Here is an 18,613-nt window from a genome sequence, read left to right as displayed (position 1 = left end):
GAGATAATGGTGGCCGGGGACGGAATCGAACCGCCGACACGGGGATTTTCAATCCCCTGCTCTACCGACTGAGCTACCCGGCCATGCTTCGGAGGGATTCGTCCTGCGGACGAAGGGCGGTATTAAAGCGGCCCGGCGCCGCCACGTCAAGCATGCCGGGCCGGTCGCGGCAGAAAAGCCTGGATCAGGAGGCGTTCGGGTCGACGAAGCCTTCCGGCTTCTCGGAACCGTCGCCGAACAGGAACTTTTCCATTTCCTCTTCGAGGAACTTGCGCGCCTTGGGATCGACCGGGGTCAGGCGGTATTCGTTGATCAACATGGTCTGGTGTCCCAGCCAGGCCTGCCAGGCCTCCTTGGAGACATTCAGGTAGATCTTCTTGCCCATCTCGCCGGGATAGGGCGGGAAGTCCAGGCCATCGGCCTCTTTGCCAAGCTTCACGCAGTTAACGGTTCGTGCCATTGCCGGGATCCTTGTCGTCGTGCAGATAACGCTGGATGGGGGCCGGGATACCGACCGCCCGTGATGTGCCGGGTTTATACCAAATCAACCTGTCGCCTTCCATGATCCCACACGCGCCCGCAGGGAGGTCGAAGGGGCGAATGCGCAGGTCCAGGCGGTAGTGACTGAAGCTGTGTTGCAGGCCGTCGTCATTCGCCGACGGGGTCGCGCCGGGCCACTGAGCGAACACCCAGTCCTCCAGCGCCTCGGGTGTCTCGGCCTCGGGAAGACTGTAGAGCCCACCCCAGATGCCATCCTGTTCGCGCTGCACGAGGGCGACTCCCTCCGCTGTGCGCAGGCAGGCCGCCCAGCGAGTGCGGGTGGGCAGGTCGCGTCGTGGTCGTGGCGAGGGCAGCGTATCGGTCAAACCCCGCCTGGCGGCGGCGCAGTCCTCACGCACCGGGCAATCGCCGCAGGCGGGGCGGCTGCGCGTGCAGCACAAGGCGCCCAGGTCCATGATCGCCTGGGTGTAGTCGGCGCAACGCGTCGCGGGAGTGCGTGCCTCGGCCTCGGCCCACAGCGCACGCTGGACGGCGGGGCTGCCCGGCCAGCCGGAGATCGCCGCGTGGCGTGCGAGCACACGCTTGGCGTTACCGTCGAGAATGGCCTCGGGTGCATCGTGGGCCTGGGCGATGATCGCGGCGGCGGTGGAGCGGCCAATGCCAGGCAACTGCTCCAAGGCGCCGCGCTCGTCCGGAAACATGCCCGCATGTTCCGCAACAATCACTTGAGCGGCGCGGTGCAGGTTGCGAGCCCGGGCGTAATAGCCAAGCCCGGACCACTGGTGCAGCACCGCATCCTGCGGCGCGGCAGCCAGAGTGGCGGCGTCCGGAAACTGCTCCATAAAGCGGAGAAAATAAGGGACGACCGTCTCCACCCGGGTCTGCTGCAGCATGATCTCGGACACCCATACCCGATACGGGGTACGGGGGTGCTGCCACGGGAGATCGTTGCGGCCATGGTCGTCAAACCAGGCCAGTAGACGCTTGGCGAACGGGTTCATGGTCGGCACGGGCCGAGGCCCCATGCGCTACACGGGACCCGCACGGATCAGCGGCTACGCAGACGATCCAGGATCCGGTCGGACTCCTGCTCGATACGATCACGGGCCCGCTGTTCTTCCTCGTCCAGTCGCTCCCGGGCGCGTTCCTGTTCTTCACGCACACGTTCGCGCGCCTCGCCCTCATAGCGCTCGCGCAGGGCGTCCTCCAGGTCGAGACGGAAACTCGGGTCGGCAAACGTACCGGTAATGCGGATCGGCAGCGTCACCCCCCGCAGATCCTCCAACTCGCGCCCACCCTGGCCCTCCAGCGTGCCCACCACTGTGGTGTTCACGCGGTAGTCCATGGAATCGTCGTTCAGGTCGGCCTGGCCCTCACCGCGAACCCGCAGCAACGGGGAGTTGGCCCGGAGGTCATCGTTGCGGACCACGCCATCACGAATAGTGAAGCTGCCGGTCAGTTCGCTGAAATCGGTCTGGTTGGGTTCGTCCTCTTCCAGCGACTCGCCGCGCAAGCGCGCCTCGGCTCGGCGGATGACCTGCGCGACATTGATGCCGCGCACCGCACCATCCTCGAAGCTCATATTGCCGGAGCCGTTCAGGGCACTCTTGAGGTCGCTCAAGAGCTCACCCCGGGTGGCAATATCGAGCTCCAGGTTGCCAATGCCCATCAACCGCGCGTCATCGCCCTGAAAGTCTTCCAGCAGGGCGCCAATATCCAGGCTCTGCAGGTCGGCAGCCAGTTCGTAGCGTGGGACGTCGTGGCGGGCATCCAGGCGTATGCGGCTAGTCAGCTCGCCTTCGTAGGCCTCGGCGTTCAGGGGCTCGATGTTCCAATCGCCCGCCTCGGCCTTGATCTGCAGCTCAATATTGCGCAGGACCATGCCCATCACGTCGAGTCGGCCCAGCGCAGCGCTACCGTCCACATCAATACTGCGCAGGGCCTCCAACGGCAGTTCGATAGCGATGTCCTCGTCGGCATCGCGCTCACCATTGCCGTTGTCCGTACGCGCCTCTTCCACTTCCGGTGGCAGGTAGTGATCGAGGTTCAGGCTCTCGCCGGATACATCGAAGCGAATCAGCGGGCGTTCGCCTCGACCATCCCACCCCGCGGAACCGCCAAGCATCGCTTCGTCCACGGTAATAAGGAACGGGTCCATAGTCAGATTCTGGAAACCGCCGTTGGCGGAAAAGTCCAGCGCAACCCGCGAAAGGGCATCCGGGTTGTTGGTTTCCGGCGGCTCCATGCCCAACTCGGCGACCAGCTCCTTCAGGTTGAAGGTATTGGTGCGCATTTCACTGCGAATCTGCGGCGCTTCACTATCCAGATCCGAGAGCTCGGCAAAACCGGTCAGGCGCACATTGGCGACCCCCAGCGTCAGCCGCTCGAAGCGCAGAGCCATCGCATCGACCATCTCCAATGCCACATCGGTCTCTAGCGTCATGCCCACAGCCCGGGGCAGGCCCCCACCGTCCAGCCCCAGAGTCGCATTCAGCCGTCGCACGGAATAGCGCTCGTTGAGCAGGTCCACGTTGAGCAGCCCACCCAGGTCGAGGGCAACCTCCATGGGTTCGTCCAGATCATCGCCCTCGACCCGCAGCAGGGCCTCCAGGTCCAGGCGAGTCTCCATGCCCGGCCGGAAGCGGCCCACTTGCAGGTTGAACGGCTCCAGGGTGGCTTGAATGCCGGATTCACGATCATCCCAACGCACCCGGGTGTTGGACAGGGAGATGCCCGCCACGTCAATGCGCTGCAATGCCAGACGCGTCTCGGTTTCGGTGCGCTCGTCGTCATCCGCGCCCACGGCATCATCCCGCGCGGCACCCGCCTGATCCAACAGGTCGTCCCAGTTGTTGCGGCCTTCTTCGTCGCGCGCCAGGTTCAGACGCACGCCATCAGCCTCCACCCGCTGGACCTCCAGCTCGCGGCGAAGCAACGGCATCACCGCCACTGCCACATCCACCACATCGATCTCGGCAAAAGGCTCGTCTCCAAAGCCCTCGGCGTTACCGAAACGTACCTCCTCCAGACGCAGCCCAAGACTGGGGAACAGGGTCAGACCGATCGGGCCGGAGAGAGTCAGTTCGCGGCCGGTAGCCTCCTGCACCTCGGCCTCGATGCGCTCCTTGTAGTCGTTGGCATCGAAGGTGATCAGCAGATAGGCGGCCACAATGATGACCAGCAGAATCAGTACGGCGATCAGGCCCAGCAGGCGCTTGATCCATTTCATTCGGAATCTCCTTTGGGTTCGGCCCGCCAGGCGCCGCTACGGCCCCCGCGCTTCTCCAGCAGGCGGACTCCATCAATCCGCATGCCGCGATCCACGGCCTTACACATGTCATAGACCGTCAGCAGGGCGGTGGAAACGGCGGTCAGCGCCTCCATCTCCACCCCGGTTTGTGCGTGCACCTCGCAGGTGGCCTGCGCACGCACGGCCGTGTCCTCGGTCTCCAGTTCCAGCGCCACCCGCGTCAGGCCGATCGGGTGGCAAAGCGGGATCAGGTCCCCGGTCTTTTTCGCCCCCATGATGCCAGCCACGCGGGCGATACCCAGTACATCCCCTTTCGCATGACGGCCTTCGCGGATCCGCTGCAGGGTGTCCGGCTGCATGTGGATGCGGCCTTCGGCGATCGCCACCCGATGGGTGACCGACTTTTCGCCGACGTCGACCATGTGTGCATGGCCTTCGGCATCGAAGTGAGTGAATTCGTTCATGGTGGCTATAATGCTTGACTCGCAGCCATGTTTACAGGGGCCGGCATGACCGTACACGTTCACTATTTCGCGCGTCTGCGCGAAGAATTGGGCCGACCGGGCGAAGAGACAGAACTGCCCGCCGACGACCTGACGGTCGGCGGGCTGTGGCAACACTTGCACCATGAGGCCCCACCGGCCCGCCTGATGGCTGCGGTCAACCAGGAGCAGGCAACACTGGAGACGCCTGTCCACGATGGCGACGAGGTCGCCTACTTCCCGCCGGTCACCGGGGGCTAGTATGACGGTGGAGATCCACTCCGGCGACTTCGATCCCTGGGAGGTCGTCCGCCAGGCCGAACAGTCCATCCCGGCAAATGCCCGCGGCGCCGCCAGCGTGTTTGTCGGCCGCATGCGGGATTTCAACGAAGACGAGGACGTGACCGGCCTGTTCCTGGAGCACTATCCGGGGATGACCGAGCGCGAACTGGAACGCATCGTGGCCGAGGCCGAGGCCCGCTGGCCACTGCTGGGTTGCCATGTCGCCCACCGCGTCGGCGACGTACGCCCCGGCGATGCCCTGGTCCTGGTGGCCACCTGGTCCGCCCACCGCGTGGCCGCCCGCGACGCCTGCAGCGACATCCTGGAGAGCCTCAAGCACGAGGCCCCGTTCTGGAAACGCGAGACCCTCGCCGACGGCACCCGCCGCTGGGTCGAGAAGAACACCCCGGGCTTCTGAATCGACCGGTCAGAGTGGGCATTGTGGGTGTGCCCTTGTGGGAGCGGGCTTGCCCGCGAAGCCCCTGCCCGCGTCCGGCTTTGCCAGGAGCATTCGCGAGCGAGCCCGCTCCCACCAAACCCCTTCTCGGTAGTGATCTCGCCTACCTAAGGGTGAGGTAGAGGGTCTGGTTGCCACGGCGTAGTTGCAGTTCCAGGGTCTGGTGCGCGCCCAGTTGCTGCGGCAGGTCCGACAGGCGTTCGATGCGCTGGCGATTGATGGCCAACAACACGTCGCCTGGGCGCAGACCGACACGCGCGCCAGCCGATTGCGGCTCCACCGCCACCACGGTGACTCGGGCACCACCATCGCGGTCAGTGCTCTCCGACAGGCGCACGCCCTCCAGGCGCGGATGGATCGCGGCACCCTCGGCACGGTGCTCTTCCGGCCGATCCAGGCGCGCAACAATACGCTGCTCCTCTCCGTCACGCAGCACATCCAGACGAACCTCGGATCCAACTCGCAGCAGGCCAAGCCGATTGCGCAGGTCGCCGGCGCTGCGCACAGGCTGGTCATCGACCTTTAGCACCACATCACCGTTTGCAAGTCCGGCGCGCTCGGCGGCCGAGCCGCGTACCACGCGCGTGATCACGGCCCCCTGCGACACGTCCAGATCAAAGGCCTGTGCTAGCGCCGGAGTCAGGTCCTGCATCTCCACGCCCAGGGCGCCGCGCTCGACCCGACCCTCCGCCAACAGGTGATCGCGGATCTGGCTGGCCATGTTGGCGGGGATCGCGAAGCCGATGCCGATGTTGCCCCCGCCGCGGGCGAGGATCGCGGTGTTGATGCCGACCAGCTCGCCCCGCAGGTTGACCAGGGCCCCACCCGAGTTGCCGGGGTTGATGGACGCGTCGGTCTGAATGAAGTCCTCAAAGCCATCGCCGCCGAGGCCGCTGCGGCCCAGGGCACTGACGATGCCGCTGGTCACGGTCTGGCCTAGCCCGAAGGGGTTGCCGATGGCGACCACGAAGTCGCCCACGCGGAGGGCATCGGAGTCCGCCAGTGGGATTGCCTGCAAGCCCTCCGCGTCGATGCGGATCACCGCCACATCGGTAGCCGGATCGGTGCCTACCACCTCGGCTTCGTACTGACGGCCGTCATAGAGGGTGACCAGAATGGCGTCGGCACGGGCAATCACATGACTGTTGGTCAGGATGGTGCCGGCCTCGGCGTCCACGATTACGCCGGAGCCCAGGCCCTGGCGTTCCCGCTCGCGCGAGCGTTCGGGGACATCGAAGAAACGGCGGAAGAAGGGATCGTCGAACAGCGGGCTGACCGACTCCACCACCCGCGCCCGGGTGGCAATGTTCACCACCCCGGGGATGGTGCTTTCGAGCATGGGTGCCAGCGAGGGCAGAGGCTGGCCATCCACGGCAGCCGGCAGCTGGGCCGAGGCCGGCGAGGCCAGGGCCACAACCAGGATCAGGAACGTAATCAGCCGACGCATGGGCGCTCCTTAAATGGTGTGTGAACGATCAGGGCACGAGCCCTGCGCGCGGGGCAAACGACGACTCCGCGGCCATCTTGCGGTACCAGTCACCGGCCTCGTCCTCCGACGGCACCTGCACCATAAGCTTCAGGTAGAGATCGCCCGGCGGCTTGCCCGGCAGACCCTTGCCCTTCAGCCGCATCTGTTTGCCGGACTGCGAACCGGCCGGGACCTTCAGGTTCACCCAGCCATGCGGCGTGGGGACCTCGATGGTCGCCCCCAGCGCGGCCTCCCACGGCGTAATCGGGATCTCGCGAGAGAGATTGCGCCCGTCCAGGGTGTAGCGGCTATCCGGCTTGACTCGGATCTCCAGCAGCAGGTCCCCGGCCCCGCCACTGCCAACCCCCGGGTCGCCCTGCCCGCGCACGCGCAGGCGCGAGCCATCACGGGCCCCCGCCGGAATGCGCACACGCTGCACCCGACCTTCGGCATCGTTGACCGAGACCTCGGTGCCCTTCAGTGCCTGATCCAGGGTGATGTCGACACGCCCCTCGCGATCGGCGCCGCGCATGTTGAAGCCACCGCCGCCCCGGCGACGCCCGCCGCCCATGCCGCCGCCACCGAAGATCGAGTCGAAAAAGTCCGAGAAGCCCGCGCCGCCACCGGCAGCCCCACGGGCACCGCCGGCCTGCGCCCAGCCATCCCACCCGGGGGGTGGGCGGAAATCCTGACCCTGGCGCCAGTTGGCACCCAGCTGGTCGTAGGCCTTGCGCTTTTCCGGATCGCCCAGGGCCTCGTAGGCCTCGTTGACCTCCTTGATGCGGGTCTCGGCGTTCGGGTCCTTGCTGACATCCGGGTGGTACTTGCGCGCCAGCTTGCGATAGGCCTTCTTGATGTCGTCCTGGCTGGCGTCGCGGCTCACACCGAGGATCTTGTAGTAATCCTTGTATTCCATTGCGTTCCTCGAACGATTGCGTCCTCGGGTGACACCCGGATCCCGCCTGCGGTCATAGCGATCATGATAGCCGGGATGCGGCTGTAACCCAGGGAGACACGAAACCGTGCCTCCTCGGGGCCTAAAAAACCGGGCGCCACCACGGGACCCCCCGGGGCAGCGCCCATGTTGCGCCCAGTCAGGGAGATCCTGCCGGGCCGGTGGAGCCGGATCAGCTCTCGATCTGGATCCGGCGCGGCTGCACGCGGGCCTGTTTCGGGATGCGGACCTCCAGCACACCATTCTCGCTGCGAGCGGAAATGTTGTCGGCATCCGCCGTATCCGGCAGCGAGAAGCGGCGGAAGAAGCTGCCACGCACGCGCTCAATGCGCTTGTAGCCGTCCTTCTCTTCCTCGCTTTCGTGTCGGCGCTCGCCGCGCAGGGTTAGCACGCCGTTCTCCATGTGCAGCTCGATATCCTTCGGGTCCACCCCTGGGATGTCGGCATGCAACACGTAGGCATCGGTCTCTTCGCGGATATCCACCGCAGGGGCCCAGTCGGAGGTCGCGGCGGAGTCCTCGGTACCGGGCATATCCGGCATGCGACCGAGTTCGCGCGACAACTGACCAAGCAGGCTGAACGGTTCGTAACGGGTCATAGTCATGGCTTTCCCTCCTTTTGCGGGCGTCATCTGATTCACCAAGAGAGATAGGGACATATCCCGCGTTTTCAAGGGCCTGAAGGAAACACGGATCAATGTACACGCTCGCGTTGGCACCCCAGGTTTGCCGAGACAAGGCGCGTCGTGCAGTGGCTAGTGGTTCTACCCGCAGGCGACGCAACGCAGGGTCGGGGAACCTGGAGTGCCAACCCCGAAGGGACTCGGCCTCTTTGGCGCGCGCACGGCGTTGCGGTTCCCTTGTGCAGAATGACTGCACGGCAGTCGCCGCGCCTTGTTCGCACGCAAAAGTGACTCGAGCGCGAGCGCGTACATTAATCCGTGTTTCCTTAAGGAAACACGGATCAGTCGAGACGACGAAACTCCTGCAGCTTGTAAGCGTCGTCGGTGATCAGCTCGAATATGCCGTGCACGCCGCGCTGGTCCAGGTGGTTACGCAGCAGCCGCGCGGGGAATTGCACACTCTCGCCGCTTTCGGCCTGCGCGAACACCACCGCCGCGCGCCCGGTGTAATAGTCCTCCATCTCCTGGTGCGTGATCGCCAGGCGCAAGCGAAACCGGCGCATCGACTATTCCAGGTTCTGCACCTGCTCGCGCAGCTGCTCGATCAAGACTTTCATTTCCACCGTCGCCCGCGTGACCTCCAGGTCGTGCGACTTGGAAGAGATGGTGTTGGCCTCGCGGTTGAACTCCTGCATCAGGAAGTCCAGCCGACGACCGCTGGGTCCGCCCTGATCCAGGATCTCGCGCACGGCCGCCACATGGCCGTCGATGCGATCCAGTTCCTCGGCAATATCCATGCGCTGCGCGAGCAACGCGACCTCCTGCTCGAGGCGCTTGGGGTCCAGGTTCAGGTCCAGCTCGCCGATGCGCGCAAGGAGGCGGCTACGTTGCTCGTCTAGCATCGGCTGCCGGCGCGCGGCAATCGACCGGGCGTGATCCGCCAGCGCATCTAGCCGTGCCCGCATCCCGTCCGCCAGTGACCGGCCCTCGGCCGCTCGCATCGCTTCCAGTGCGCCCAGGGCCTGGTCGAAGCCCGCCAACAGCGGTTCGGAAAGCTGGTCGTCGGCGGTCGAGCAGTCCTGCAGCACGCCCGGCCAGCGCAGCAGGTCCAGGGGCGAAACGGGGGCCGCTCTCGGCATCATCCGCTCGATCGCCGTGCAGGCATCGACAAGGGCCTGCACCCGGTTATGGTCGAACGCGTTGGGCGTGCTGTCGGCCTGCCCTCGATCGCGCAGGACCGCGTCCACCTTGCCTCGCGCCAGGCGCCCCTTGAGGCGGTTGCGCACCTCGGCCTCCAGCGATCGAAGATGATCGGGGAGATGGATCCGCAGCTCCAGGTAGCGGTGATTGACACTCTTCAACTCCCAGTCGAACACGCCTGCGTCCAGCGTCACGGCGTGCCGGGAAAATCCAGTCATGCTGGCGATCATCATTGCCCCCGTTGCGATCCCTGCTGCGTAACGTGAGTGTAGTGCCTCGCCTGTAGGGCGACGCACTACACCGATGGCCCGTATACTGCGCGCTCATTAAATCTAGCAAGGATCACAGCATGCGACCCAGTGGCCGAGCAGCCGACGCGATGCGCGCCGTGCGTTTTACCCGCAATTTCACCCGGCACGCGGAGGGTTCCGTACTGGTGGAGTTCGGCGACACGCGCGTGCTGTGCAACGCGACGGTGGAGTCGCGCGTGCCGCCGTGGCTAAAGAACAAAGGGCGCGGCTGGGTCACTGCCGAGTACAGCATGCTGCCCCGCTCCACCCATGACCGCATGGTGCGCGAGGCCGCCCGCGGCAAGCTGGGAGGACGCACCATGGAGATCCAGCGTCTGATCGGCCGCTCGCTGCGCGCCGTGGTGGACCTGGAGGCCATGGGCGAACGCCAGATCATTGTCGACTGCGACGTGATCCAGGCCGACGGCGGCACCCGCACCGCCTCCATCAGCGGCGCCTATGTCGCCCTGCACGATGCGATCCGCAAGGCTCGTGAACAGGGCCTGATCCGCAAGAACCCGCTGCACGGCCAGGTCGCCGCGATCTCGGTGGGCATCTCCGGCGGCGAGCCGGTGCTGGACCTGGACTACGACGAGGATTCCCAGGCCGAGACCGACCTGAACCTGGTGATGAACGAGGCCGGCGGCGTGATCGAGATCCAGGGGACAGCCGAGGGCCACGCCTTCCGCCGCGACGAGCTGGATCAGATGCTGGACCTGGGCGAGAAGGGTATCCAGGAGATCTGCGAGGCCCAGCGCGCCGTCCTGGCCGAGGGCTGATCATGGGCGAGCCGCGCCGCGTCGTCCTTGCCACCGGCAACCCCGGCAAGCTGCGCGAGATCCACGCCCTGCTGGAACCGCTGGGGCTGACGGTCGAGGCGCAGTCGGAGCACGCCGTGCCCGAGGCCGACGAGACCGGCCTTACGTTCGTGGAAAACGCGATCCTCAAGGCGCGCAACGCGGCCCGGCACACCGGGCTGCCGGCGATCGCCGACGACTCCGGGCTGGAGGTCGATGCCCTGCACGGCCAGCCGGGAATCTACTCCGCCCGCTATGCCGGCCCCGATGGCGACGACGCGGCCAACAACGCCAAGCTGCTGGAGGCACTGGCCGGTGTACCGCCAGAACGGCGCGCCGCGCGGTTCCGTGCGGTGGTGGTGTACCTGGAGCATGCCGAGGATCCGGCGCCGATCATCGCCCAGGGGGTGTGGCCCGGTCGCATCGCTGAGCAGGCCAGCGGCGCCGAGGGCTTTGGCTACGACCCGCTGTTCTTCGTACCACAAGAGGGCTGCACCTCGGCCGAGCTGCCCCCGGAGACCAAGAACCGCCTGAGCCATCGCGGTCAGGCCTTGCAGCAGCTCGGTGCCGCACTGCGCGAGCGCATGGGCAACCCACCGGCCTGACATCCCGCACCGTCCGGCACCGGGGCCGCCCGGAGAGATGGCCACGGCGCTGTGCGCCTCGCGATGACGGGTACAGAATGACAGTCATCGCGAGCGCCGCAGGCGCGTGGCGATCTCCCCGGCCTGGCCCCGACGCGGGTCCGAACATGCGCCGGGGTGTCGTCGGGAGGTTGCCACGGCCCCCACGGGGCCTCGCAACGACGGGCACGAAGGCCCCGTCATCGCGAGGCGCGCAGCGCCGTGGCGATCGGCAGGGAAGCCCCCGGCGTGAGGCTGCAATAGGGGGACTGGGCCCTTTCGACGCCACCCGAAGCCAAGGGAAACACTGATGAATGTACGCACTCGCGCTCGAGTCGCTTTTGCGTGCGAGCAAGGCGAGGTGACTGCCGTGCAGTCATTCTGCACAAAGGAACCGCAACGCAATGCGCGCGCCCGTTTTTGATAACAACGGGCGCCCGAGCCCCTACATTGGATGATTTGTGGGGTTGGCACCCCAGGTTCCCCGATCCTGCGTTGCGCCACTTGCGGGTAGAATCACTACCCGCTGCACGACGCGCCTTGCCTCGGAAAACCTGGGGTGCCAACGCGAGTGCGTACATTCATCAGTGTTTCCCTCGCCTATGCTTCGCACATGACTGCCACGCTGACCCATCCGCCACCGCTGGCGCTGTACGTGCACCTGCCCTGGTGCGTGCGTAAGTGCCCGTACTGCGACTTCAACTCGCACGAGCCGCGTGGCGAGCCCCCCTTCGATGACTACGTGGACGCGCTGCTGCGAGACCTGGAAGGCCAGCTGCCCGATGTCTGGGGTCGGCGCCTGGAGAGCGTGTTCATCGGCGGCGGGACCCCCAGCCTGTTCCCGCCGGAGGCACTGGACGAACTCCTCTCCGGCCTGCGTGCCCGGCTGCCACTGCGGCCGGATTGCGAGGTGACGCTGGAGGCCAACCCCGGCACAGCCGATCGTGCCTACTTTCGCGGCTACCGCGAGGCGGGAGTCAACCGGCTGTCACTGGGTATCCAGAGCTTCGACGACACGATGCTCACGCGTTTAGGGCGCATCCACGGCGCCGCCGAAGCCCTGAGCGCAGTGGAACACGCCCGCGCAGCCGGATTCGAAGCGATCAACCTGGACCTGATGTTTGGCCTGCCGGGGCAGTCGGTGGAGGCGGGATTAGCGGATCTGCAGGCGGCGATCGAACTGGATCCCGGTCACATCTCCTGGTACCAGCTGACCCTGGAGCCGAACACCTATTTCGCCGCGCACCCGCCCGAACTGCCGGGAGATGCCACGATCGAGGAATTATTCAGTCAGGGGCAGTTGCATCTGGCGGCGGCTGGCTATACTCGATACGAGGTATCCGCCTATGCACGCGCGGGGCAGGAATGTCGGCACAACCGCAACTACTGGACCTTCGGCGACTATCTGGGCATCGGCGCCGGGGCCCACGGCAAACTGACGCAGGTGCACGACGGCACGATCCTGCGCCGGATCAAGCCGCGCCAGCCCGAGGCCTACCTGTCCGGGCCACAACAGCACAGAGACCAGGTGGTACCGGCGGCGGAACGGCCCTTCGAATTCATGCTGAACGCGCTGCGACTGGTGGAGGGGGTGCCGACGACCCAGTTCGAGACGCACTGCGGCTTGCCGCTCGCGACACTCGAACCGGCACTGTCCGAATTACGCGCGACAGGCCTGCTGGTGGCGGACCCAGAGCGCCTGCAGGCCACGGAACAAGGCCTGGCGTTTCTCAATGACGTGCTGGAACGGTTTCTTCCGGAAGGGACTCCGCAGGACTCGGTCGCCACGCCGATAGCCTGGCCTGTAGGCCAGGAGGAGAGTCGATGATGCGTCCCGTCGAGTTTATCGGTTTTGCCTGCCCCTGGTGCGGCGAACACGGCGAGACCACGGTGGACATGATCAGCAACGACCGCGAATGGATCGAGGACTGCGCGGTGTGCTGTGCGCCCATTGTGTTCCGCCGCGAGGATGCCGGCGACGAGGAGATCCCACGCATCCTGGCCCAGCGGGAGGGCGAGTGATCGCCGCACCCCCGTATACGCCCATTGCCTGTGAGCGCTATTCCGAGCTGGAGCTCGCCATCCTGCGCGGCCAGTTTCTGCGCACGCACTGGCGTCGCGGCGAGATGGATCGCATCGCGGTCGTGCGACCGCTGGACCTGCGCACCCGGCGCGGTGCCGAGTATCTGATCCTCCGCGACACCGAAGGCCGCCGCCAATGGTGGCGCCTGGACCGCCTGATCAGCTTCGAACCCGTCCCCGGCTGAACACCGAAAGGCAATCTACAGGAAGGCATGAAGACGGGAAGAACGGATCAAAATTGGCCGGCATCAGCCTCCGGCTATGGGCCGATCCGCGAGGCCTCGGCCCTACCCGGATACCCCTGAAACCTTCTGTTCTTCGAACCTTCCTGTAACCCGCCCTCGCCTTTCGAGGCAGAGGCGGCTGCGGCTGCGGCGGGTCGCAGCTAGCTGCGCTTCATCTGATCGAAGAACTCGGAGTTGGTCTTGGAGGACTGCATGCGGCCGAGGAGGAATTCCATGGCCTCGATATCGTCCATGCCGTGCAGGAACTTGCGCAGGATCCAGAGCTTTTGCAGCTCGTCCGGCGCAGTGAGTAGTTCTTCGCGACGAGTACCCGAGCGGTTCACGTTGATCGCCGGGTAGATACGCTTCTCGGCGATCCGACGTTCGAGGTGCAGCTCCATGTTGCCGGTACCCTTGAACTCCTCGTAGATGACTTCGTCCATCTTGGAGCCCGTCTCGACCAGGGCGGTGGCGATGATCGTCAGGCTGCCACCTTCCTCCACGTTGCGCGCGGCGCCGAAGAAGCGCTTCGGGCGGTGCAGGGCGTTGGCATCCACACCGCCAGTCAGCACCTTGCCCGAGCTGGGGGCGACGGTGTTGTATGCACGCGCCAGGCGGGTGATGGAATCCAGCAGGATCACCACGTCGCGCTTGTGCTCGACCAGGCGCTTGGCCTTCTCGATCACCATCTCGGCGACCTGCACATGGCGCTGGGCCGGCTCGTCGAAGGTGGAGGAGACCACCTCGCCCTGGACCATGCGGTCCATCTCGGTGACTTCCTCCGGACGCTCGTCGATCAGCAGGACGATCAGGTAGCACTCGGGGTAATTGCCGGCGATGCTCTGGGCGATGTTCTGCAGCATCAGCGTCTTGCCCGCCTTGGGCGGGGAGACGATCAGGCCGCGCTGGCCCTTGCCGAACGGCGAGACGATGTCGATCACGCGGGCGGTGATGTCCTCGGTGGAACCGTTGCCGCGCTCCATGCGCATGCGCTCGTTGGCATGCAGCGGCGTCAGGTTCTCGAACAGCACCTTGTGCTTGGCATTCTCCGGCGGCTCGAAGTTGATCTCCGAGACCTTCAGCAGCGCGAAGTAACGCTCATTGTCCTTGGGCGGACGGATCTTGCCGGCGATGGTGTCGCCGGTGCGTAGCCCAAAGCGACGGATCTGGCTGGGGGAGACGTATACATCGTCCGGCCCGGCCTGGTACGAGCTATCGGCGCTACGGAGGAAACCAAAGCCGTCGGAAAGGATCTCGAGAACGCCGTCGCCATAGATGGCCTCGCCGCTCTTCGCGTGGGCCTTGAGCAGGGCGAAGATAATCTCCTGCTTGCGTGCGCGGGACATGTTCTCGATGCCCTTCTCTTCGGCGAAGGCCACGAGATCGGCAGCGGACATCCGCTTCAATTCGGTCAGATTCATGCGTGGGGTGCTGTGTTCAACGTGGATGAACGGCAACCGGGGGTGGTCGCTCGGATGACTGGAAGGAGGATAGAGTGGCCTGGCGGCCTCTCGAATGCTGCTGATGGTAAGCGAGGTGGCGGCCCGGGGCAAGCCCGAAAAAGCGACAGGGCTTGCAAGGCCCGGCGGTCGCCCACCAGGCCTCTGAAATTTACAGGTGCTGGTCCAGGAACGCGGTCAGCTGCGATTTGGACAGGGCACCCACCTTGGTGGCCTCGACATCGCCGTTCTTGAACAGCATGAGCGTCGGGATCCCACGAATGCCGTACTTCGGCGGGGTGGATGGATTCTCGTCGATGTTCAGCTTGGCGACCTTGACCTTGCCCGCGTATTCTTCAGCGATTTCGTCCAGAATGGGCGCGATCATCTTGCAGGGGCCACACCATTCGGCCCAGTAGTCCACCAGGACCGGCTGATCGGCCTTCAGGACGTCCTCGTCGAAACCGGCGTCCGATGTATAAACAATTTTGTCGCTCACTCCGAGCCCTCATGACTTGGGTTGGGGGAACAGCCCGCAACGCCGGCTGCACGGCCTTACTATCGACGATGAACGCCGGACAGTTCAAGTAACAGGCAGCATCCGAGGAACCCGATGACCGAAACCGCGCAGGACTCGCCCCGCTTCGACCAGCTCGATCTGCCCGAACCCGTCCAGGCGGGCATCCGCGCCACCGGCTTCGAGCACTGCACCCCGATCCAGGCCCAGACGTTGCCAATCGCCCTGTCCGGGCGGGATGTGGCAGGTCAGGCGCAGACCGGAACGGGCAAGACCGCGGCCTTCCTGATCGCGACCTTCAACCGCCTGCTGCGCCAGCAACCGTCACCGAACCGCAAGCTGACCGACGTGCGCGCCCTGATCCTGGCCCCGACCCGCGAACTGGCGATCCAGATCCACCGCGATGCCGAATCGCTGGGGGCGCAAACCGGGCTGAAGCTTGCGCTCGCCTACGGCGGTACCGGCTACGACACCCAGCGTGAACAGCTGGAGGCCGGGGCGGACATCCTGATCGGCACGCCCGGACGGATCATCGACTACTTCAAGCAGAAGGTCTTTGGCCTCAAGCACACCGAGGTCGTGGTGCTGGACGAGGCCGACCGTATGTTCGATCTCGGCTTCATCAAGGACGTACGCTTCCTGATGAACCGTTGCTCTCCCGCCAGCGAGCGCCTGTCCATGCTGTTCTCGGCCACGCTGTCCCTGCGGGTGATGGAGCTGGCCTTCGAGCGCATGAACAACCCGGAGAAGGTCCAGATCGAGAGCGAGACCCTGACGGCCGACCGCGTGCGCCAGGTGATCTACTACCCAGCCAATGACGAGAAGATCCCGTTGCTGCTGGGTCTGGCGCGCGACCTTCAGCCGGAACGCGCGATCGTGTTCGTCAACACCAAGCACGGAGCCGAAAAGGTCTGCGACTGGCTCAATGTCAACGAGCAGAAGGCCGAGCTGCTCTCCGGCGATGTGCCGCAGAACAAGCGCTCGAAGCTGCTGGAACAGTTCGCCGCCAGTGAATTCACCTACCTGGTGGCCACCGACGTGGCGGCCCGCGGCCTGCACATCCCGGCCGTCACCCATGTCTTCAATTTCGACCTGCCGCAGTCCGGCGAGGACTACGTGCATCGCATCGGGCGCACCGCCCGCGCCGGGGCCGAGGGCGACGCGATCAGCTTCGGCTGCGAGGATTCGGCCTTCTACCTGCCGGATATCGAAACCTACCTGGGCGAGCGCATTCCCACCGCGAGCGTGGACCCGGAGCGCCTGTTTCAGGGAGCGGTCAAGCCAAAGCCACGCCCCCGCAAGCCGCGGGACGATCGCCGTGGCGGCGGCCGGGGCCCCGGTCGACCCGGCGGCGGACGTCATCCACGCGGCGGGCGCAACTGAACGGGCATTGCGTCAAGAAGACGCCGACGAGCCCAGGGAAACACTGATTAATGTACACGCTCGCGCTCGAGTTGCTTTTGCGTGCGAACAAGGCGCGGTGACTGCCGTGCAGTCATTCTGCACAAAGGAGCCGCAACGCTGTGCGCGCGCAAAAGCGGCCGAGCCCCTGCTTTCAATGGTTTGCGGGGTTGGTACCCCAGGTTCCCCGATCCGGCGTTGCGTCGCTTGCGGGTAGAACCACTACCCGCTACGCGACGCGCCTTGTCTCGGAAAACCTGGGGTACCAACGCGAGTGTGTACATTAATCAGTGTTTCCCTAGGCAATGCTGCTGGATTCGCTCGATAAGCGCCGCGACAGAATCGCATGCCCCAATGCCTTCGGCGTCGAGGCAGATCGATAGCCCCGACGGGCCCTCCATGAACACTACGGGCAGCACCGCGTCCATGTCCGGGTACTCGCGTTGAAACTCGTCGCGGTGGATGAACCTGCAGTCCACCGATAACCCGTCGACGAACTGTTTCCATTCCTTTCGCATCGAAAAGGGGTTGTGCGTGACGGCACACAGCTGGCACGAGTAAGTGCCGGGCGAGACAATCTTGTGCGCCGCATCGAACCAGGCATTGAGCCGTCCGCTGTCGGCAGCATAGACAAAGACAAGACGTTCAGTCATGCACCATCCCTCGCAGTGGGCAACCATTCGACGGGGAGCGACGCCAGGTCTTCCGGTCGATCGATGTCATCTCTTGGTTCCAGCTCCAGCCAGCGCAGGCCGAGCGACTCCAGGCGCGCGCGTGTCTCGGCGAGGACGCTGCCCGTCCCCCAGGTGACCGCGCGAAAGAGGCTCGCATCCGCGCTGCGCAGACCCAGCAGATAGTAGCCGCCGTCGGTCGCAGGGCCGACCACCGCGTCGAACTTCTCGAGGCCTGCGAACGCCTTCGCTAGGTCGCTGGGTTCCAGCGACGGGCAATCCGTGCCAATCACAACCGCCGGCGTCCCCTCCGGGTCGAATGCGAATGCGTTATACATACGGTCACCCAGGTCCGCGCCTGCCTGCGTTCTCAGCGTGACGCCGAACGACGCTGCACAGTCCGTAAACAGGGGGTGCTCCGAATCCAGGTGGCACCACAGCTCCACATCCGCATCGATCCGACGCGCCTTCTCACAGGTATGACGGACCATCCGCGCGTGCAACTCCGCGGCACCCGCAGGGCCCAGCGCGGGGATCAGGCGGCTCTTGGCTTGACCCTCCACCGGGGCCTTGGCAAACACCAGCAAGCGGCGGCGGCTCATCGATACCACCGCGCCAGCCGTTCCGGCGCAACACCCAGGGCGCAGGCCAGCCGCAGCCACCACATCAGCAGTATGACCCGCACAGCCCCCCGCTCCTCCCATCGCCGGCTGGATGTGATCAACCGGGAGGGAAGACAAACCCGGCGCTCGGCCGCACGTTTGAGCCGGACACTCAGGGCAACATCCTCCATGAGTGGCTGCTCCGGAAACCCGCCCACCTGCTCGAAAAGGGCACGTCGGACGAAAATGCCCTGGTCACCCGTCGCGATGCCGGTCATGCGGGACCGGGCCGTCATCATCCGCTCCACCATCCGGAACAATCGGCGCTCGCCCGAGAGGCGTACCGAAAAATAGCCCCAGTCCGCGCCATCCTCGATCGCACCTCGGATCGCCTGATCGGCCTCCGGCGAGGGCTCGGTATCGGCATGCAGGAACCAGAGGATCTCGCCCTGCGCATGGGCGGCACCCGCATTCATCTGCGAGGCCCGACCGGGCGCGGCGGTTAGCACCCGATCGACCAGCGGATGCGCCCGCTCCGGCGTCCCATCGCGGCTTCCACCATCGACCAGCAGGACTTCGGTTCCGCGATCACGCATGGGCTGAAGGAGCCCAAGTGTCGCAAGAATCGATGGCGCCTCGTTCAACGCCGGTATGACACAGGAGACCCGACATCCACCTGGCAAGTCAGTGCCGTCGGTCACCATTGGACACAGGTCACGGCATCGTGGCCCCAGCCGCCACGGCCCGCGA

At 65.5% G+C, this 18,613-nt stretch carries 22 protein-coding genes and 1 tRNA gene; 8 read left to right on the top strand and 15 right to left on the bottom strand.

From position 1 onward, the window contains the following. Positions 1-7: 7 nt before the first annotated feature. The 5 genes from F462_RS06510 to moaC form a co-directional block, all read right to left on the bottom strand. A tRNA-Phe gene (locus tag F462_RS06510) sits at positions 8-83 on the bottom strand. Positions 84-184: 101 nt separating this feature from the next. Next, complete coding sequence (locus F462_RS06505) at positions 185-460, bottom strand: oxidative damage protection protein (RefSeq protein ID WP_018141223.1); 276 nt, start codon at positions 458-460, stop codon at positions 185-187. Beyond that, positions 444-1,502: an A/G-specific adenine glycosylase gene (mutY, locus tag F462_RS06500; RefSeq protein ID WP_038054849.1), complete on the bottom strand. Its 1,059-nt coding sequence runs from the start codon at positions 1,500-1,502 to the stop codon at positions 444-446. Before mutY ends, F462_RS06505 begins: the two co-directional genes overlap by 17 nt. A gap of 47 nt (positions 1,503-1,549) precedes the next feature. Then, positions 1,550-3,730 carry an AsmA family protein gene (locus F462_RS06495; RefSeq protein ID WP_038052586.1) on the bottom strand — a complete coding sequence of 727 codons (2,181 nt, stop codon included), beginning with the start codon at positions 3,728-3,730 and terminating at the stop codon, positions 1,550-1,552. Then, entirely contained in the window at positions 3,727-4,215 is a 489-nt protein-coding gene (gene moaC / locus F462_RS06490; RefSeq protein WP_018141220.1) for a cyclic pyranopterin monophosphate synthase MoaC, read from the bottom strand. The genes F462_RS06495 and moaC overlap by 4 nt, the downstream gene beginning before the upstream one ends. A 45-nt stretch (positions 4,216-4,260) precedes the next feature. On the opposite strand from moaC, the gene moaD reads away from it, so the two are divergent. After that, on the top strand, positions 4,261-4,494 hold the full coding sequence (gene moaD, locus F462_RS06485; protein ID WP_018874189.1) for a molybdopterin converting factor subunit 1: 234 nt from the start codon (positions 4,261-4,263) through the stop codon (positions 4,492-4,494). A gap of 1 nt (position 4,495) precedes the next feature. Then, positions 4,496-4,933 (top strand): molybdenum cofactor biosynthesis protein MoaE, encoded by a 438-nt coding sequence (locus F462_RS06480; protein ID WP_018874190.1) that lies wholly within the window; start codon positions 4,496-4,498, stop codon positions 4,931-4,933. Positions 4,934-5,075: 142 nt separating this feature from the next. On the opposite strand, the gene F462_RS06475 is transcribed toward F462_RS06480, so the two are convergent. The 5 genes from F462_RS06475 to F462_RS06455 form a co-directional block, all read right to left on the bottom strand. Further along, positions 5,076-6,419, bottom strand: coding sequence for a DegQ family serine endoprotease (locus tag F462_RS06475; protein WP_038052583.1), 1,344 nt, complete (start codon positions 6,417-6,419; stop codon positions 5,076-5,078). Positions 6,420-6,447: 28 nt separating this feature from the next. Next, on the bottom strand, positions 6,448-7,356 hold the full coding sequence (locus tag F462_RS06470; RefSeq protein ID WP_038052580.1) for a DnaJ C-terminal domain-containing protein: 909 nt from the start codon (positions 7,354-7,356) through the stop codon (positions 6,448-6,450). Positions 7,357-7,567: 211 nt separating this feature from the next. After that, on the bottom strand, positions 7,568-7,999 hold the full coding sequence (locus F462_RS06465; protein WP_018141215.1) for an Hsp20/alpha crystallin family protein: 432 nt from the start codon (positions 7,997-7,999) through the stop codon (positions 7,568-7,570). A 359-nt stretch (positions 8,000-8,358) separates the two neighbouring features. Then, positions 8,359-8,580 carry a DUF2835 family protein gene (locus F462_RS06460; protein WP_018141214.1) on the bottom strand — a complete coding sequence of 74 codons (222 nt, stop codon included), beginning with the start codon at positions 8,578-8,580 and terminating at the stop codon, positions 8,359-8,361. 3 nt (positions 8,581-8,583) lie between these two features. Then, complete coding sequence (locus tag F462_RS06455) at positions 8,584-9,447, bottom strand: YicC/YloC family endoribonuclease (RefSeq protein ID WP_038054846.1); 864 nt, start codon at positions 9,445-9,447, stop codon at positions 8,584-8,586. Between the two features lie 119 nt (positions 9,448-9,566). Between F462_RS06455 and rph the strand changes: the two genes are divergently transcribed. The 5 genes from rph (at position 9,567) to F462_RS06430 (ending at position 13,194) form a co-directional block, all read left to right on the top strand. Beyond that, the gene (rph, locus tag F462_RS06450) at positions 9,567-10,286 is read left to right on the top strand and encodes a ribonuclease PH (protein WP_038052578.1); all 720 of its coding nucleotides are present in this window, start codon (positions 9,567-9,569) and stop codon (positions 10,284-10,286) included. Positions 10,287-10,288: 2 nt separating this feature from the next. Next, positions 10,289-10,909, top strand: coding sequence for an RdgB/HAM1 family non-canonical purine NTP pyrophosphatase (rdgB, locus tag F462_RS06445; RefSeq protein ID WP_018141211.1), 621 nt, complete (start codon positions 10,289-10,291; stop codon positions 10,907-10,909). A gap of 631 nt (positions 10,910-11,540) precedes the next feature. After that, positions 11,541-12,755: a radical SAM family heme chaperone HemW gene (hemW, locus tag F462_RS06440; RefSeq protein ID WP_038054844.1), complete on the top strand. Its 1,215-nt coding sequence runs from the start codon at positions 11,541-11,543 to the stop codon at positions 12,753-12,755. Beyond that, the gene (locus F462_RS06435; protein ID WP_208854158.1) at positions 12,755-12,949 is read left to right on the top strand and encodes a CPXCG motif-containing cysteine-rich protein; all 195 of its coding nucleotides are present in this window, start codon (positions 12,755-12,757) and stop codon (positions 12,947-12,949) included. The genes hemW and F462_RS06435 overlap by 1 nt, the downstream gene beginning before the upstream one ends. After that, on the top strand, positions 12,946-13,194 hold the full coding sequence (locus tag F462_RS06430) for a transcriptional antiterminator, Rof (protein ID WP_018141208.1): 249 nt from the start codon (positions 12,946-12,948) through the stop codon (positions 13,192-13,194). The genes F462_RS06435 and F462_RS06430 overlap by 4 nt, the downstream gene beginning before the upstream one ends. A 200-nt stretch (positions 13,195-13,394) precedes the next feature. On the opposite strand, the gene rho is transcribed toward F462_RS06430, so the two are convergent. Together rho and trxA are read right to left on the bottom strand one after the other, a co-directional pair. After that, positions 13,395-14,654, bottom strand: a complete 1,260-nt coding sequence (rho, locus tag F462_RS06425) for a transcription termination factor Rho (protein ID WP_018141207.1) — start codon at positions 14,652-14,654, stop codon at positions 13,395-13,397. A 190-nt stretch (positions 14,655-14,844) separates the two neighbouring features. Further along, complete coding sequence (gene trxA, locus F462_RS06420) at positions 14,845-15,171, bottom strand: thioredoxin TrxA (protein WP_012983830.1); 327 nt, start codon at positions 15,169-15,171, stop codon at positions 14,845-14,847. Positions 15,172-15,285: 114 nt separating this feature from the next. Between trxA and F462_RS06415 the strand changes: the two genes are divergently transcribed. Further along, the gene (locus F462_RS06415) at positions 15,286-16,572 is read left to right on the top strand and encodes a DEAD/DEAH box helicase (protein ID WP_038052572.1); all 1,287 of its coding nucleotides are present in this window, start codon (positions 15,286-15,288) and stop codon (positions 16,570-16,572) included. A gap of 305 nt (positions 16,573-16,877) precedes the next feature. On the opposite strand, the gene F462_RS06410 is transcribed toward F462_RS06415, so the two are convergent. Genes F462_RS06410 through F462_RS06400 form a run of 3 tightly spaced genes read right to left on the bottom strand, consistent with a single transcriptional unit; the run spans position 16,878 to position 18,567 of the window. Continuing rightward, a complete protein-coding gene (locus tag F462_RS06410) occupies positions 16,878-17,243 on the bottom strand; it encodes a hypothetical protein (protein WP_038052569.1) in 366 nt (121 codons plus the stop codon). Next, entirely contained in the window at positions 17,240-17,863 is a 624-nt protein-coding gene (locus F462_RS06405; RefSeq protein WP_038052565.1) for a TIGR04282 family arsenosugar biosynthesis glycosyltransferase, read from the bottom strand. The genes F462_RS06410 and F462_RS06405 overlap by 4 nt, the downstream gene beginning before the upstream one ends. Further along, positions 17,860-18,567 (bottom strand): TIGR04283 family arsenosugar biosynthesis glycosyltransferase, encoded by a 708-nt coding sequence (locus tag F462_RS06400; protein WP_081911369.1) that lies wholly within the window; start codon positions 18,565-18,567, stop codon positions 17,860-17,862. The genes F462_RS06405 and F462_RS06400 overlap by 4 nt, the downstream gene beginning before the upstream one ends. Positions 18,568-18,613 lie beyond the last annotated feature (46 nt).

Source organism: Thioalkalivibrio sp. ALJ1, assembly GCF_000745395.1.
Taxonomy (GTDB): Bacteria; Pseudomonadota; Gammaproteobacteria; order Ectothiorhodospirales; family Ectothiorhodospiraceae; genus Thioalkalivibrio.
This window is presented reverse-complemented; position numbering and strand designations above follow the sequence as displayed.

Excerpts from the sequence above, each read along its gene's own strand:
- moaD (WP_018874189.1), top strand. The coding sequence starts at position 4,261 with ATGACCGTACACGTTCACTATTTCGCGCGTCTGCGCGAAGAATTGGGC.
- F462_RS06460 (WP_018141214.1), bottom strand. The coding sequence starts at position 8,580 with ATGCGCCGGTTTCGCTTGCGCCTGGCGATCACGCACCAGGAGATGGAG.
- F462_RS06475 (WP_038052583.1), bottom strand. The coding sequence starts at position 6,419 with ATGCGTCGGCTGATTACGTTCCTGATCCTGGTTGTGGCCCTGGCCTCG.
- F462_RS06435 (WP_208854158.1), top strand. The coding sequence starts at position 12,755 with ATGCGTCCCGTCGAGTTTATCGGTTTTGCCTGCCCCTGGTGCGGCGAA.
- F462_RS06415 (WP_038052572.1), top strand. The coding sequence starts at position 15,286 with ATGACCGAAACCGCGCAGGACTCGCCCCGCTTCGACCAGCTCGATCTG.
- rph (WP_038052578.1), top strand. The coding sequence starts at position 9,567 with ATGCGACCCAGTGGCCGAGCAGCCGACGCGATGCGCGCCGTGCGTTTT.
- F462_RS06495 (WP_038052586.1), bottom strand. The coding sequence starts at position 3,730 with ATGAAATGGATCAAGCGCCTGCTGGGCCTGATCGCCGTACTGATTCTG.
- F462_RS06455 (WP_038054846.1), bottom strand. The coding sequence starts at position 9,447 with ATGATCGCCAGCATGACTGGATTTTCCCGGCACGCCGTGACGCTGGAC.
- F462_RS06480 (WP_018874190.1), top strand. The coding sequence starts at position 4,496 with ATGACGGTGGAGATCCACTCCGGCGACTTCGATCCCTGGGAGGTCGTC.
- F462_RS06400 (WP_081911369.1), bottom strand. The coding sequence starts at position 18,567 with ATGGTGACCGACGGCACTGACTTGCCAGGTGGATGTCGGGTCTCCTGT.
- rho (WP_018141207.1), bottom strand. The coding sequence starts at position 14,654 with ATGAATCTGACCGAATTGAAGCGGATGTCCGCTGCCGATCTCGTGGCC.
- rdgB (WP_018141211.1), top strand. The coding sequence starts at position 10,289 with ATGGGCGAGCCGCGCCGCGTCGTCCTTGCCACCGGCAACCCCGGCAAG.
- hemW (WP_038054844.1), top strand. The coding sequence starts at position 11,541 with ATGACTGCCACGCTGACCCATCCGCCACCGCTGGCGCTGTACGTGCAC.
- F462_RS06505 (WP_018141223.1), bottom strand. The coding sequence starts at position 460 with ATGGCACGAACCGTTAACTGCGTGAAGCTTGGCAAAGAGGCCGATGGC.
- moaC (WP_018141220.1), bottom strand. The coding sequence starts at position 4,215 with ATGAACGAATTCACTCACTTCGATGCCGAAGGCCATGCACACATGGTC.
- F462_RS06405 (WP_038052565.1), bottom strand. The coding sequence starts at position 17,863 with ATGAGCCGCCGCCGCTTGCTGGTGTTTGCCAAGGCCCCGGTGGAGGGT.
- mutY (WP_038054849.1), bottom strand. The coding sequence starts at position 1,502 with ATGAACCCGTTCGCCAAGCGTCTACTGGCCTGGTTTGACGACCATGGC.
- F462_RS06410 (WP_038052569.1), bottom strand. The coding sequence starts at position 17,243 with ATGACTGAACGTCTTGTCTTTGTCTATGCTGCCGACAGCGGACGGCTC.
- F462_RS06465 (WP_018141215.1), bottom strand. The coding sequence starts at position 7,999 with ATGACTATGACCCGTTACGAACCGTTCAGCCTGCTTGGTCAGTTGTCG.
- F462_RS06470 (WP_038052580.1), bottom strand. The coding sequence starts at position 7,356 with ATGGAATACAAGGATTACTACAAGATCCTCGGTGTGAGCCGCGACGCC.